The following is a 13880-nucleotide window of genomic DNA, read 5'->3' on the forward strand; positions in this document are numbered from 1 at the left end:
AAACCCGCTCTGTGGTTACCGCGGGTGGGGTCTTCAGCCCGGAACATCTGGATCGGGGCACCGAGATCCTGCTGCGCACACTCGCAACGTCTGGGGAACCAGGATCGGGCCCCGCGCTCGATATTGGCTGCGGTTGGGGCCGATCGCGCTGCACACAGCCCTCGAGAGCCCTGAACGCGAGGTATGGGCGATCGACGTGAACGAGCGGTCGCGTGAGCTGACCCGCCTGAATGCTTCGCGCCTCGGCGTCGCGAGCGTGAACGTTGCTGCGCCCGAGGACGTCCCCGCCGACCTGCTCTTCGACGAGATTCTCTCAAACCCACCGATCCGAGTTGGCAAAGAGGCGCTTCACGGGATCCTGCAGCAGTGGCTCCCCCGGCTGGCACCGGAGGGTGTGGCTCACCTCGTCGTCGCGAAACACCTGGGCGCAGATTCGCTGCAGCGTTGGATCGCGACGGAGTTTGCCGATCTCACGGTCGAGCGTGTGGCTCGCGACAAGGGATTCCACGTGATTCGCGCAGCGCGCACGTCCTAGCTGAAACTCAGCGCCTAGCTAGATCTCAGTGCCTAGCTAAATCTCGATGGTGCCGCTGTACACAAGTTCGGCGGGGCCGCTCAACGAGACGTGCTCGCCCTCTTCCGTTGGAAACATGCGCACAGCCAATCGTCCGCCCGGCACATCGACGCGCCAGTGATTCGGCATACCGTCGCCACCCCAGTGCCGGAAGGCCAGCGCCGCGGCCGCCACACCGGTGCCGCAGGAGAGTGTCTCACCCACCCCACGCTCGTGCACCCGCATTTTGATGCGAGCAACACCGTCTTTCACGAGCGGTTCTTCTGGCACAACAAACTCAACATTGGCGCCGTCTTCGGGTGCGGGGTCAAGCGCGGGCGCCTTGGTGAGGTCGAGCCCCGAAAGCTCGCCCTCGTGCGCGAGCGCCGTCACAACGTGGGGGTTGCCCAGGTTGATCCCGAGCCCGGGGCGCGCAACCTCAAGGCCACTCGCGGCAACAAGCGGCTCGCCTCCGATGCGCCACCGCCCCAGGTCTACGGTGTAACCATTCACACCGGCAAGCACGTCCTTGACCCCGGACCTTGTGCCGATCGGGAGTGTGTCGCGACGCTCAGCGGAGACGAGTCCCTCCGTTACGAGATAGTGCGCGTACACCCGCACACCATTGCCACACATCTCGGCGGGTGTGCCGTCGGCGTTCCAGTAGTCCATAAACCACTCGGCCTCGGGCTCTTCGGCGAGGATCGCAGCGCCCTCCGCAATCGAGCGCGACCGAACAGCCCGGATGACGCCGTCGGCGCCGACGCCAAACCGCCTGTCGCAGAGGTAACGAATCTGCTCAGCGCTCAGCTCAATCTCACCCTCGGGGTCAGTGAAGAGCACAAAATCGTTACCGGTGCCGTGGCCCTTGGTGAATGAGAGAACCGTCATTCGTCTAGTCTATGCGGGCGAACAGACGATTCAATCCGCGATGAGGCGCCTGCCGAGCACCTTCACGTCAGAGACCTCGTAGTCGAGGCGATCGTAGAAGCCGAGCGCTTCCGTGTTGTCACTTCGCACCATCAGCTGAGATTTGGGGCAGCCGAGATCCTCAAGCATGCTCTCGACCTCGCGCATGAGTGCCGCGGCGATCCCTCTCCCCCGATGGGCGGGCGCCGTAGCCAGGTAGTACACCCAGCCGCGGTGTCCGTCGTAGCCCGACATCGCAGAGCCCACGATCTCGTCTGTTGCGTCGTCGACGGCGACTCGAAACAGCTCCGGCTGCACAGTAAGCTTGCGCGCGATGTCTGCTCTGGGGTCGTTCCAGGGCCGAGTCAGCCCGCATGCCTCCCAGAGGGCGACTACGGCTTCGGTATCCGCAGGTTCAAAGGCCCGGGTGCTGACACTCACGTAAGATCCACCTCTGCAATGTTAGGCGCTGAGAGCCAGTCGACACCCGGGTACCGTTTAAACCAGCTCACCTGTCGCCTCGCGTAGCGGCGCGTCAAGAACTGGGTCTCGGCGATCGCGTCAGCCTCGCTCATAGTGCCGGCGAGCTGAGCAAGCGCCTGCGCATAACCAATGGCTCGGCTCGCAGTTGGCCCCTGTTCGATGCCGCGCGGGATCAGCCCTCGTACCTCGTCGAGCAGCCCATCGGCCCACATTTGCTCCACACGCAGGTCCAGTCGCTCGACGAGGGTTGCGCGCTCCGCCGCGACACCCAAGAGCCGCGTGCCCCCGCGCCAGAGCTTTGGCCTCTCGGGCAGCGTGGCACTGGCGTCACCGCCGAGCCTGGCGACCTCGAGCGCGCGGACCACACGTCGGGGGTTACGCGCGTCTACCTCGTCGGCAACACGCGGGTTCAGCTCGCGCAACTGCTCCAGGAGTGCACCGACACCCCGTGCGGCGAGTTCGGCTTCGAGCTGCGCGCGCAGTTCGTTGTCTCGTGGCGGGAACTGGAAGTCAAAGACAACACTCGAGACGTACAGGCCGGAGCCGCCCACGAGGATCGCGTCGGCGCCTTTCTCAAGGATCTCCGTGATGCGGGCGCGAGCTTCCGGCTGATACCAGGCGACCGTCGCTTCTTCTGCGGGGTCACACACGTCAAAAAGGTGGTGCGGGATCCCTCGACGCTCATTGTTGGGCAGTTTCGCGGTGCCGATGTCCATGCCGCGGTACAACTGCATGGCGTCGGCGTTGACTATTTCAGCGCTTCGACCATTTGCATTGAGAGCCTCAGCGAGGTCGAGTGACAGCGCTGATTTTCCGGTACCGGTTGCACCAACGATGCCCCACAGCCGGGGCGCGGTCATCGGGTGCGAATGGTTGGGAGTCCGAGGTTTACCGCTCCCGGTGTTGCGCCGGGAGTCGGAACGCCGCAGCTCTCGGCCTGGCGGCGGTCGTAGGCGTCACCGGCGCGCGTGCGGCGCACGGAATAGACGCCGGGCACCTCATCGGCGACGACAAAGAAGGAGCCCGCGGAGGTCACCTGAACCGTCACGACATCACCCGGACGCGGTACCTCGGCACCCTCGGGTACCGCAAAGTGCACGAGTCGGTTGTCTTCAGCACGCCCGGAGAGCCGGTGGGTGGCCGAGTCTTTGCGACCCTCACTGACCGAAACGAGCACGTTGACCTGCTGGCCAATCTGCGCCTCGTTTTCTTCGTGGGAAAGCCGTTCTTGCAGGGCCATCAGGCGCTCGTAGCGTTCCTGCACGACCTTCTTAGGCACCTGGTTATCCATTGTCGCAGCGGGTGTGCCCGGCCTGATCGAGTACTGGAACGTAAACGCACTCGCAAACCGCGATTGCTCAACGACTCGCATGGTGTCTTCGAAATCCTCGTCGGTCTCACCGGGGAACCCGACGATGATGTCGGTGGTGATAGCCGCGTTCGGAATCAGCTCGCGAACCTCGTCGAGAATGCCGAGGAACTTCTTGGAGCGGTAGGAACGCTTCATCGACCTCAAAATTGAGTCCGAGCCCGATTGCAGTGGCATGTGCAGCGACGGCATTACGTTGGGGGTCTCCGCCATCGCTTCGATCACATCGGTAGTGAAGGCAGCGGGGTGCGGGCTTGTGAACCGCACACGCTCGAGCCCCTCAATCTCACCCATGGCGCGCAGCAGCTTGCTGAAGGCCTGCCGGTCGCCGAACTCAACGCCGTAGGTATTGACGTTTTGACCGAGCAGCGTGATTTCGATCGCGCCGTCGTCTACGAGTGCCTGCACCTCGGCCAGCACGTCACCCGGCCTACGATCCTTCTCCTTGCCTCGCAACGCGGGAACGATGCAGAAGGTGCACGTGTTGTTGCAGCCAACGGAGATCGAAACCCAGCCGCTTGAAGCCGAGTCACGCTTGGTCGGCAGGGTCGACGGGAAGACCTCGAGCGATTCAAGGATCTCGACCTGGGCTTCTTGATTGTGGCGGGCGCGCTCGAGCAGAGCGGGGAGCGATCCCATGTTGTGCGTACCAAAGACCACATCGACCCAGGGCGCCTTCTCGACGATGACACCCTGGTCTTTTTGGGCAAGGCAGCCACCAACAGCGATCTGCATGTCTGTGCGCACGCGCTTGACGCTTGCGAGCTGCCCAAGGTTGCCGTAGAGCTTGTTCGCCGCGTTCTCTCGCACAGCACAGGTGTTGATCACAATGACGTCGGCCTGGTCAGCATCTTCAGCCGCAATGTAACCGGCGGCCTCCAGTGAGCCGGAGAGTCGCTCGGAGTCGTGCACGTTCATCTGGCACCCCAGCGTGCGTACCGTGTAGCTGCGAGGGCTGCCGTCGGCCCGCAGGGCTGCGGGCGAAGGATCAATCACTGTGGGGTCAGCGGATGCGAGACTCATGGGAACAAGTGTATTGCGCCACGCGTGGAGATTTGCTCAGCGAAACCGAACACCACCGCCGGCGCCTCCCGCCCCGTTCAGCGCGTCCCGCACGGCGCGGGTCGCGGGCTCACCCGACCACCCTCGGCGCGCGAGGAAGCCAAGCAGTCGACGCTCCGCCGTCGCGCGATCGAGATCTTGCATGCGTCGCGCCCGCTCCACGGCCGTGGCGCGCAGCAACGCGAACTCTTCGTCGTCATCGAGTTCACCCAATGCGGCCTCAATGACACTGTCCGGCAGCCTGCGCGCCTTCAGCTTCACGCGGATCTGGGACTTGCTCGCGCGTTTGGAATCGCGCAGCTTTTCAGTGACGGCTCGAGCAAGACCGGCATCGTCAAGGTAAAGGTTCTGTTCGAACTCGCCGATGACAACTTCGACGTCGACTGCCTCATACCCCGCACGCAGCAGCTCTTCTTGCAGCTCCCCGCTCGACTTAGCCTTGCGTGCCAGCATTTTGACGGCCTGCTCAGAGATGTCTGGAAGAGGCTCTTCCGTCGCCGGTTGCGCAACAGACTCATCATCTTCATCTGCGGGATCAGCAACGACTCCAGCCCAGGGCCCAGAAACGAGCACTGAAACATCAATCCGCGCCCGAGTCGGTTCAGGCGCTGCGGGAGCTTCAGCCACGTCATCCGTTGCAGATGATTTCCACTCCTGCTGCCGCAGCAGAGAGCGCAACTCAATCACTTCAGCCAGGTTCTTACGATCTGGCTTCGAAGCTGCCGGCTCCTCACTGGGAGCCGGCAGAAACCGCACGGCCATGATTATTACGCGCTCGCCCGGTTGTCGCCGAGTTCAGGAGTCGCGGCCTTAGGATCAGCCTTTGCCGCGTCTTCCGCCTTGGCAGCCTCATCGGCTCCGCGACCGTTCACACCAAGCTTGGTGAGGATCTTCTCTTCAAGCTCGGTCGCAATATCGGGGTGCTCAATAAGGAAGCGACGAGCATTCTCCATGCCCTGCCCCAGTTGGTCACCGTCGTAGGTGAACCAGGCACCGCTCTTCTTGACGAGCCCCTGCTCCACGCCGTAGTCGATCAGCGAGCCCTCACGCGAGATGCCAATGCCGTAGAGGATGTCAAACTCGGCCTGCTTAAAGGGAGGTGCCATCTTGTTCTTCACGACCTTGACCCGGGTACGGTTACCAACCGCATCCGTGCCGTCCTTCAGCGTCTGAATACGGCGGATGTCGAGCCGGACCGAAGCGTAGAACTTCAGCGCCTTACCACCCGAGGTCGTTTCGGGGCTGCCGAAGAAGACACCGATCTTCTCACGCAGCTGGTTAATGAAGATGCAGGTGGTATTGGTAGCGTTCAGGCTGCCGGTAATCTTACGCAGAGCCTGCGACATCAGACGCGCCTGCAGACCAACGTGGCTGTCGCCCATCTCACCGTCGATCTCGGCCTTGGGCACGAGCGCCGCAACCGAGTCAATGACCACCAGGTCAACCGAGCCGGAACGAATCAGCATGTCCGCGATCTCAAGCGCCTGCTCACCGGTATCGGGCTGAGCCACCAGCAGTGCGTCGATGTCAACACCAAGTTTCTTGGCGTACTCGGGGTCGAGTGCGTGCTCAGCATCGATGAAGGCCGCGATGCCGCCGAGGCGCTGCGCGTTTGCAATGGCATGAAGCGTGAGTGTGGTCTTACCCGAAGACTCAGGCCCGTAAATCTCGATGACACGACCGCGGGGCAGTCCGCCAATGCCGAGCGCAACGTCAAGCGCCACTGAACCCGTTGGAATCACCTCGACCGGAGCACGTTCCGCGCTACCCATGCGCATTACGGCGCCCTTGCCAAAGTTTTTGTCGATCTGAGCGAGTGCGGCCTCGAGTGCCTTTTCGCGATCCTTGGGTGCTGCCATGTTCTTGCTCCTTCAGTGTGCGCGGCGCTGCCGCTGGGTTGCTGCCTACCGACTGTCTTGACCCCGGGAGGGGCAGACAAGGCGTTGGTGGCCATCTGTTTTCACCCTAGAACGAACCACTGACATTCACGGCCAGAGGCACAAATCTGTGGACAAAAGCCAGACAAACTCACCTGTGGACGAAGTTAGCACCATTCGAACACATATTCGAATACGGCAGCGGCGTGTCGCACCCCATAGTCACAACATGCCAGCCGGCGCACACGAGTCAGCCGGTCAAAAAAGCCCTTTTGTAACCGGCTGAGATGCCAGTACCGGCCCACAAGTTACCCGCAACACTCAAGCCCAGGCCCCAACCCAAGCCCCAGACCTAGACCCAGCCTCAGACCCAGCCCCAGCCCCAGCCCCAGGAGAACCCTCAATCTCGCCGAGGATCCAGCAACCCACGCCCGTATCGCCGCTCCACCGGCACCTGCAGATCTTCGCAGAGCGCCCGCCACACATCACGTGCCGCGACGCCCCGGGCAAGCGCCTCCTGCGCGGTGCCACCCAGCACCGCAAGCCAGTGATCCCGCACTAACACTCGCGAATAGTCTTCACCAAACTCCTCAGCACAGGCGCGCTGAAACTCACTCATACGCAACGCAGGATCCTCCATTCACGAACAGCAAAGCGCCCGACCCCTTGTGGGGCCGAGCGCCTCATTCGCGCACTACACGCGTGCCGCATAAAACCTATGAAACCAGTTCGGCAGCGTAACCCGACATGAGTTCCGCAGGAACCGTGTCGGGAACCCGACCAGGCAAAGGCATCGAAAGCCCCTCAACTACCGCGAGACGCTCACTCACCTCACCCATAATGATCGACAGCGGCGTATCCAGAGCGTCAGCAACCGCCGCGAGAATCTCGCTCGATGCCTCTTTCTGGCCACGCTCAACTTCGCTCAGGTACCCGAGCGCAACACTTGCCTCGCCAGCGACCTGCCGCAGCGTACGTCCCTTTTGCAAGCGGAAGTCACGCAGTACGTCGCCGATCTCTTGCCGCATCAGCACCATGTGAACCCTCCTTCGCTCGCATGACCCCCAGGTCATGCTTACACACTACCCGCTCGCAACGAGTTGCCGCTGCGGGAACACCACCCAGTTTGACTGGTGTCACTGGGAATAACCCAGAGACTATCGTGTCTATTCCTGAAACTTCCCTGAAGTTGAGTCAAGCCGACTCAACTATTACGAAATATTCAGGTTCTGGATCCCAACATCCGCGAAATCACAACACTTTCGACAGGAACTCCTGCGTTCGAGTTTGCTGCGGCGACCCGAACACCTGATCCGGCGCACCCTCTTCCACGACCACTCCGTCAGCCATGAACACCACGCGGTCGCACACCTCACGCGCAAAACCCATCTCGTGCGTAACCAGCACCATGGTCATGCCAGAGGCAGCAAGATCGCGGATGACCTGCAGCACCTCGCCAACCATCTCCGGGTCAAGCGCAGACGTCGCCTCATCAAACAGCATGATCTGCGGCTCCATCGCGAGCGCGCGGGCAATCGCCACGCGCTGCTTCTGGCCACCGGAGAGCGAAGAGGGCCTGGCATCGGCCTTCTCAGACAGCCCGACCCTCTCGAGCAGCGCGAGGGCAGCCGCACGAGCCTCAGTCTTGGTCTTGCGCCCAAGATCAACCGGTGCGAGCATCACGTTTTCGATCACCGTCATGTTCGGGAAAAGGTTGAAGTGCTGAAACACCATTCCGACATGCTGCCGAACCTTGTTGATGTCGGTCTTGGGCGAGGTGATTTCAAACCCGTCAACCGTCACGCGACCGGCGGTCGCCTGCTCCAGGCCGTTGAGGCAACGCAGGATCGTAGACTTGCCCGACCCGGAGGGTCCGATCAGCGACACCACTTCGCCCTCGCTCACGGCGAAGTCGATCCCGCGCAACACCTCGTTGCTGCCAAATGATTTGCGCAATCCCACGACCTCAATGATTGCGGGCTTGGACTCACGCGTCACAGTATTCTCGTTCACTTGTTTACCCTCTTATCCACCATGTTGGCGAGCCAGGTCAGCAGCGTGATGACAACGAAGTACATCAGGCCAACGATGATCAGCATCTCGGTCGTGCGGAAGTTCGCGGCGTAGATCTGCTGCGCCTGGTAGAGCAACTCGGCAAAACCAATGGTGAGCAAAAGCGACGAGTCCTTCAGCGTGATCACAAGCTGGTTGATAATCGAGGGCATCGTGATTTTGGTCGCCTGCGGCACAACCACCCGCTGCATCGAGCGGCCCCAGCCGAGCCCGAGCGAACGAGCCGCTTCCATCTGACCGGGATCCACCGCCTGCAGACCACCACGAACAATCTCGGTGAGGTAGGCGCCGGCGTTGAGCGACAGCGTGGCCACGCCAGCCATAAACACGTCACCCGGCGAGCCGGTCAGCTGTGGCAATCCGAAGTAGAACAGGAATGCCCAGACAAGGATCGGCGTGCCCCGAAAGATCGCCACGTAGACGGTTGCGATACCGCGCAAGATGCGCGATCCCGAGATCTTCATGAATCCAAAGACGAGGCCCAGTACCAGCGCAATGACAAACGAGACGATGGTAATTGCGAGCGTGTTCCAAAGCCCCTTCGACAGCGCGGGCCAGCTCTGCTGCAGTAGCTCGAAGATGTTGCCGTTCGAACTCGCCTCAGTCTCGGGCGCCGCCAAATAGCGATCCACGATCTTCTGGTAGTCGCCGTCGGCCTTGAGTTGAGCCAGTCCGTCGTTGAACGAGGCGAGCAGCTCCGAGTTTTTGCCCTTCGCAACCGCAAATCCGTATTCACCACCCGGGATCTTCTCGGTCACGACCTTGAGCCCGTTGCCCTGCGCGATGCCGTAGGCCAGCACGGGATAGTCGTCGAACACTGCCACCGCAGACTTGTTCTTCACGGACTCGTACATCGTGGCCGACTGATCCAGCGCCTTCACCTTGAAGTCGTACTTCGTAGCGAGCTTCTCCGCCTCCAGCAGTCCCTGGGTGCCCGACTTTGCCACGACGGTCTTGCCCTTGAGGTCTTCGTACCCCTTGGTGTCATTGTCGTTCGCGGCAACCGCCATCTGCACGCCCGACTCGAAGTACGGCTCCGAGAAGTCAAAGATCTCTTTGCGCTCGTCAGTGATCGACATGCCCGCGATCACACCGTCGGCCTGCCCGGCCTGAACCGCAGACAGCGCGGCTTGGAACCCAAGCGAGCGGATGTCTACCTTGAATCCCTCTTGTTTCGCGATCTCCTGGATCATGTCCATGTCGATGCCAACGAGGTCGCCACTCTTCGTGTCGCGGAACTCAAACGGTGCAAACGTTGTATCGGTTGCGATGACGTAGGTGGGAGTATCGTCAGCGGTTTTCTGCACGTCCGCGCTCAGCGGGGATGCGGTCGCGGCGGCTGCGGTTCCAAGCAGCAGCACCGCGGCAAACGCGGCAGCTGTACCGACGCGCAGACGGCGCCAGGATTGTTTCTTGCGCACTCGTTCTCCTAGGGGATGTTGGCCTCACCAGAGGCTTCCCCGGCGAGCGTATCCCGAAAAGAATATATGCTGATTGGCGGCGTAAGCCAATCGTGCTATTTGAGTCGCCCCAGCACCAGTTCAAGCGCGGCTATCACCGTTTGGTTGCGGATCGCGGATCGATCTCCGGTGAGCGAGAGCAGAACAGCCTCGGTGCCGTTTGAGTCGCTCACGCCCAGCCACACGGTTCCGGCCGCCTGCCCGCTCTGTGGATCCGCATCGGGCCCCGCAACCCCCGTCGTCGCGATTCCAATGTCCGCTGGCTCCAGATCATCCTGACCGGGCACGGAGCACGCAAACCTCACCCCGGCGGCCATCTGCCTTGCAACTTCTCCGTGCACGGGCCCGTGTTCGCGTAGGAGCGCAAAATCGACCCCCAGCAGGGAGTGCTTGAGGTAGGTGTCGTAGGCAACGACTCCCCCGGACACAACACGCGAGGCTCCGGGGATGCTCACGAGTGTGTCGGTGAGCAGTCCTCCGGTGAGGGATTCGGCGGCCGCGATCCTCACCCCGCGATCTGCAGCAAGTGCGATCAGTTGCTCCGCCAGGCTGGTGCGGGATCGCTCCACCTCAGTCATTGGTGTTTCCCTGGCTTGCCCGCGCACGAGCAAAGGCAACGATGTAGTCGATGCCGCTCGCGATGGTCAGCACCACGGCGATGGTCATTGTGATGATGTTGGCCCAGGTCGCGATGGGCGCGGCATCACCCATGACACTTGCGAGCGGCAGCAGGGCGAGCGTGATCGCCACGGACTGCGCGACCGTCTTGAGCTTGCCCATCCAGGCGGCTGCGACGACCACATTGTGTGCGACCATCAGGCGGTGAACGGTGATCCCAATCTCTCGCACCAGTACGACGATCGTGATCCACCACGGCAGTTCGTTCAAGATCGACAGGCCAACGAGCGCTGCCCCGGTTAAGAACTTGTCGGCAATGGGGTCGAGCAGTTTGCCCAGATCAGTGATGAGCCCGCGGGATCGGGCGATGTGGCCGTCCCAGGCGTCTGTTGCGATGGCAAGCACAAAAAAGGCGGCCGCGGCCCAGCGCCACGGACCGAGCGCTCCACCGTCTGCGAGGAGCATCCAGAGGAAAAACGGCGTTGCGATGATCCGCGCGCCGGTGATGATATTCGGCGCGTTCCAGTTGCTCACCCGAGCGGTCTCGGCCATTAGTCGCGACCCGTCAGTTGCCAGGCGTCTTCGTCATCTTCGTCGTCATCGACCTCTTCGAGCGTGGCCTGATACTTGGCGACGGGGTCGTCGTAGCGATCGTCTCCGAAGCCGTTGTCGCTGTATTCACTGCCGTTTGCCTGGGCCTCCAGCGGATCGAGGACGTCGGTCACGTTCTCGGCGCTCGCGTGGTCCTGGGGCTCGACTGGAGCAGCCTGGACGGGTGGAGCAACCGCCGGGGCTGCTGGCGCCGCCGGCGCAACGAAAGCTGCGGGCTGCGGAGTTGCTGCGGCAGCAGGTGAACCCTTGATCTTGCCGAGCACCTCGGCAAGCTGCTCGGGAGAGACGAGAACGTCTCGCGCCTTGGACCCCTCGGAGGGACCCACGATGTCGCGGGACTCCATCAGGTCCATCAGACGCCCGGCCTTCGCAAACCCGACGCGCAACTTACGCTGCAGCATCGAGGTTGAGCCGAACTGCGAAGACACAACCAGCTCGACGGCCGCGAGCAGCACGTCAAGGTCGTCGCCGATGTCTTCGTCGATCTCCTTCTTTTCGACCGTCTGCGCCACGTCTGCACGATACTCAGGCTGTGCCTGCGCCTTCACGTGAGAAACAACCTGGGCAATCTCTGACTCGTTGACCCACGCTCCCTGCACACGCATCGGTGTGGATTCACCGTTGAGCAGCATCAGACCGTCACCCTGGCCAATCAGGCGCTCGGCGCCGACCTCGTCGAGAATCACGCGTGAGTCGGTGCCGGAGGCCACGGCAAAGGCGTAGCGACTTGGCACGTTTGACTTGATGACGCCGGTAACGACGTTTACGGAGGGGCGCTGGGTCGCGAGCACGAGGTGAATACCTGCCGCACGCGCGAGCTGGGTGATGCGCTGGATCGAGTCTTCGACGTCGCGGGGTGCCACGAGCATGAGGTCGGCGAGCTCGTCAACCACTACCAGCAGGTACGGGTAGGGCTTCAGCACACGCTGACTGCCCGCGGGCAAAACGATCGAGCCGGATCGCACGGCCTCATTGAAGTCGTCGATGTGACGGAAGCCGAAGCTCGCCAGATCGTCGTAGCGCATATCCATCTCTTTCACTACCCACTGCAGCGCTTCAGCTGCCTTTTTGGGGCTCGTGATGATGGGCGTGATGAGGTGCGGCACACCCTGGTAGACCGTGAGTTCCACGCGCTTCGGGTCAACGAGAACCATACGCACCTCGGCGGGTGTTGCCCGCATCAGGATGCTCGTGATCATCGAGTTGATGAAGCTTGACTTACCAGAGCCCGTCGCGCCGGCGACAAGCAGGTGGGGCATCTTGGCGAGGTTCGCAACGACAAAGCCGCCCTTGACGTCTTTGCCGACGCCAATGGTCATGGGGTGTTTGCTGCGCAGCGCCCGGTTTGAGCGGAGCACATCGCCGAGCGCCACGTTCTCGCGATCCTTATTCGGGATCTCAATGCCGATTGCACTCTTGCCCGGGATGGGCGAGAGAATGCGCACCTCGTTCGAGGCTACGGCGTACGAGAGGTTCTTTGACAGCGCCGTGACCTTTTCGACCTTCACGCCTGGGCCGAGTTCAACCTCGTACTGCGTGACCGTCGGGCCCCGTGAGAATCCGGTGACACGAGCGTCGACCTTGAACTCCTCGAACACACGGGCAACAGCCGCCATGATGGTGGTGTTTGCCTCGGTCTGCACCTTAGGAGCATCACCCGCAGCAAGGGTCGACTGATCGGGCAAGTGGTACTCGGTCTGCACGGGTGCGTGCGGGGGCGCGACAGCAAAGGGTGTCGTGGGCGCAGGCTCGACAGCAGCGGGTTCGTCTTGTTCTGGCTCGCCCCACGAGTCGTCGCTCAGGCCCGAAGCAGGCGCCACTGCAGCGGCCTGTACCGCGGTCTCCGCTTGGTCGAGGTCATCGAACAGGCCAGTGGGAAAGATCGAGGTTTCTGGTTCAGCCTCGAGCGCCGAGTCAAATGCACCCTCGGCTTCCTTGTCGGACCCTTCCAGGAGCTCGTCGATCGCATTGGGAGTCTCGGAGTAGTCGGGATCTTCTTCGCGGCCAGAAGAGTTACGTCGCCACCAGGGCAGCGATCCGCCCTCCCCATCACCCTCAACTTCTTCAAGGTCAAAGAGCGCGTCATCTTTGCGTGACTTACGCGACTTCTTCGCGGGCAGCTGTTCTGTCTCAGCTTCTTGCGCCTCGGCTGCAGCGTCACTTACACCAAAGAGGAATGCATATGCCTCTTGCAGGCGACGCACAATGCGGCCGGGGGGTGTCTTTGTGACAATCAGTACTGAGAACAGAAGCAGCAGGAACAGTATCGGTGCCGCAACCCAAATGGTCATTGCGAGCAGAGGGGTGCCAACCATCCAGCCAAGCAGACCGCCCGCTTCTGCGAGTGCGGGCATGCCGGACTGCGGTTTTGGCTGGCCGCCGTACACGTGCGAGATGCCCGCGATGCTGGTGATCACGAGGAAAAGCCCGATCGCGATACGCCGGTTGTCATTCACGCTCGATGGGTGATTGAACAGCCACATTGCGAAGCCAACCATGATGATCGGCAGTCCAAACGCAACACGGCCAAACAGCCCGCCAAAGGTCCAGGCGTCAAGCTGCACGGCGATCGGCTGCCCGATCATGAACCACTCGACGATTGCCCCGATAACAGCGAGTAGCACGAGCAGCATTGGGATGCCGTCGCGGCGGTCTTCTGGTGCGAGCGGCTCGGTTCGGAACGCACGAGCGGCCCCACCTACCGCGTGGGCGAGACCGTTCCAGGCGCGCACGAGCACACCCTCGGCGGGTTCCGCCTCCATCAGCACCTTCGTTTTTGCGGTCGCCCGAGTGCCCGAGCTGCGGGAACCCCGAGCTGCGGGCTTCCCCGATTTTCCGCGCGACGAAGCTTTGGTTGCCATGCG

Annotated in this window: 13 protein-coding genes and 1 pseudogene; 1 reads left to right on the top strand and 13 read right to left on the bottom strand. The window is 62.1% G+C overall.

From position 1 onward, the window contains the following. Window positions 1–11: 11 nt before the first annotated feature. Window positions 12–535 (top strand): annotated as a pseudogene (locus tag G7068_RS03750) (class I SAM-dependent methyltransferase). A 36-nt stretch (window positions 536–571) separates the two neighbouring features. Here G7068_RS03750 and dapF read toward each other — a convergent pair. The 13 genes from dapF to G7068_RS03815 all read right to left on the bottom strand — a co-directional run bounded on the left by dapF (window position 572) and on the right by G7068_RS03815 (window position 13877). Beyond that, window positions 572–1444: a diaminopimelate epimerase gene (gene dapF, locus G7068_RS03755; RefSeq protein ID WP_166289126.1), complete on the bottom strand. Its 873-nt coding sequence runs from the start codon at window positions 1442–1444 to the stop codon at window positions 572–574. 30 nt (window positions 1445–1474) lie between these two features. Next, window positions 1475–1903 (bottom strand): GNAT family acetyltransferase, encoded by a 429-nt coding sequence (locus tag G7068_RS03760; RefSeq protein WP_166289129.1) that lies wholly within the window; start codon window positions 1901–1903, stop codon window positions 1475–1477. After that, on the bottom strand, window positions 1900–2805 hold the full coding sequence (gene miaA, locus G7068_RS03765) for a tRNA (adenosine(37)-N6)-dimethylallyltransferase MiaA (RefSeq protein WP_166289132.1): 906 nt from the start codon (window positions 2803–2805) through the stop codon (window positions 1900–1902). The genes G7068_RS03760 and miaA overlap by 4 nt, the downstream gene beginning before the upstream one ends. Further along, the gene (gene miaB, locus G7068_RS03770) at window positions 2802–4337 is read right to left on the bottom strand and encodes a tRNA (N6-isopentenyl adenosine(37)-C2)-methylthiotransferase MiaB (protein ID WP_166289135.1); all 1536 of its coding nucleotides are present in this window, start codon (window positions 4335–4337) and stop codon (window positions 2802–2804) included. Before miaB ends, miaA begins: the two co-directional genes overlap by 4 nt. A 36-nt stretch (window positions 4338–4373) precedes the next feature. Continuing rightward, the gene (locus G7068_RS03775) at window positions 4374–5138 is read right to left on the bottom strand and encodes a regulatory protein RecX (RefSeq protein ID WP_166289138.1); all 765 of its coding nucleotides are present in this window, start codon (window positions 5136–5138) and stop codon (window positions 4374–4376) included. A gap of 5 nt (window positions 5139–5143) precedes the next feature. Further along, window positions 5144–6235: a recombinase RecA gene (gene recA, locus G7068_RS03780; RefSeq protein WP_166289141.1), complete on the bottom strand. Its 1092-nt coding sequence runs from the start codon at window positions 6233–6235 to the stop codon at window positions 5144–5146. A gap of 418 nt (window positions 6236–6653) precedes the next feature. Next, window positions 6654–6872 carry a DUF3046 domain-containing protein gene (locus G7068_RS03785; protein ID WP_425280491.1) on the bottom strand — a complete coding sequence of 73 codons (219 nt, stop codon included), beginning with the start codon at window positions 6870–6872 and terminating at the stop codon, window positions 6654–6656. A gap of 97 nt (window positions 6873–6969) precedes the next feature. Further along, complete coding sequence (locus tag G7068_RS03790; RefSeq protein WP_166289147.1) at window positions 6970–7290, bottom strand: helix-turn-helix domain-containing protein; 321 nt, start codon at window positions 7288–7290, stop codon at window positions 6970–6972. Window positions 7291–7504: 214 nt separating this feature from the next. Then, window positions 7505–8266 carry an amino acid ABC transporter ATP-binding protein gene (locus G7068_RS03795; RefSeq protein ID WP_280116212.1) on the bottom strand — a complete coding sequence of 254 codons (762 nt, stop codon included), beginning with the start codon at window positions 8264–8266 and terminating at the stop codon, window positions 7505–7507. Then, entirely contained in the window at window positions 8263–9747 is a 1485-nt protein-coding gene (locus tag G7068_RS03800) for an amino acid ABC transporter substrate-binding protein/permease (RefSeq protein WP_244304659.1), read from the bottom strand. The genes G7068_RS03795 and G7068_RS03800 overlap by 4 nt, the downstream gene beginning before the upstream one ends. Before the next feature lie 95 nt (window positions 9748–9842). Further along, window positions 9843–10364 (bottom strand): CinA family protein, encoded by a 522-nt coding sequence (locus tag G7068_RS03805; protein WP_166289150.1) that lies wholly within the window; start codon window positions 10362–10364, stop codon window positions 9843–9845. Next, window positions 10357–10956: a CDP-diacylglycerol--glycerol-3-phosphate 3-phosphatidyltransferase gene (pgsA, locus tag G7068_RS03810; protein WP_166289153.1), complete on the bottom strand. Its 600-nt coding sequence runs from the start codon at window positions 10954–10956 to the stop codon at window positions 10357–10359. The genes G7068_RS03805 and pgsA overlap by 8 nt, the downstream gene beginning before the upstream one ends. Continuing rightward, complete coding sequence (locus G7068_RS03815) at window positions 10956–13877, bottom strand: DNA translocase FtsK (RefSeq protein ID WP_166289156.1); 2922 nt, start codon at window positions 13875–13877, stop codon at window positions 10956–10958. The genes pgsA and G7068_RS03815 overlap by 1 nt, the downstream gene beginning before the upstream one ends. Between the last annotated feature and the right edge of the window lie 3 nt (window positions 13878–13880).

It is taken from the genome of Leucobacter viscericola (assembly GCF_011299575.1).
Lineage (GTDB): Bacteria > Actinomycetota > Actinomycetes > Actinomycetales > Microbacteriaceae > Leucobacter > Leucobacter viscericola.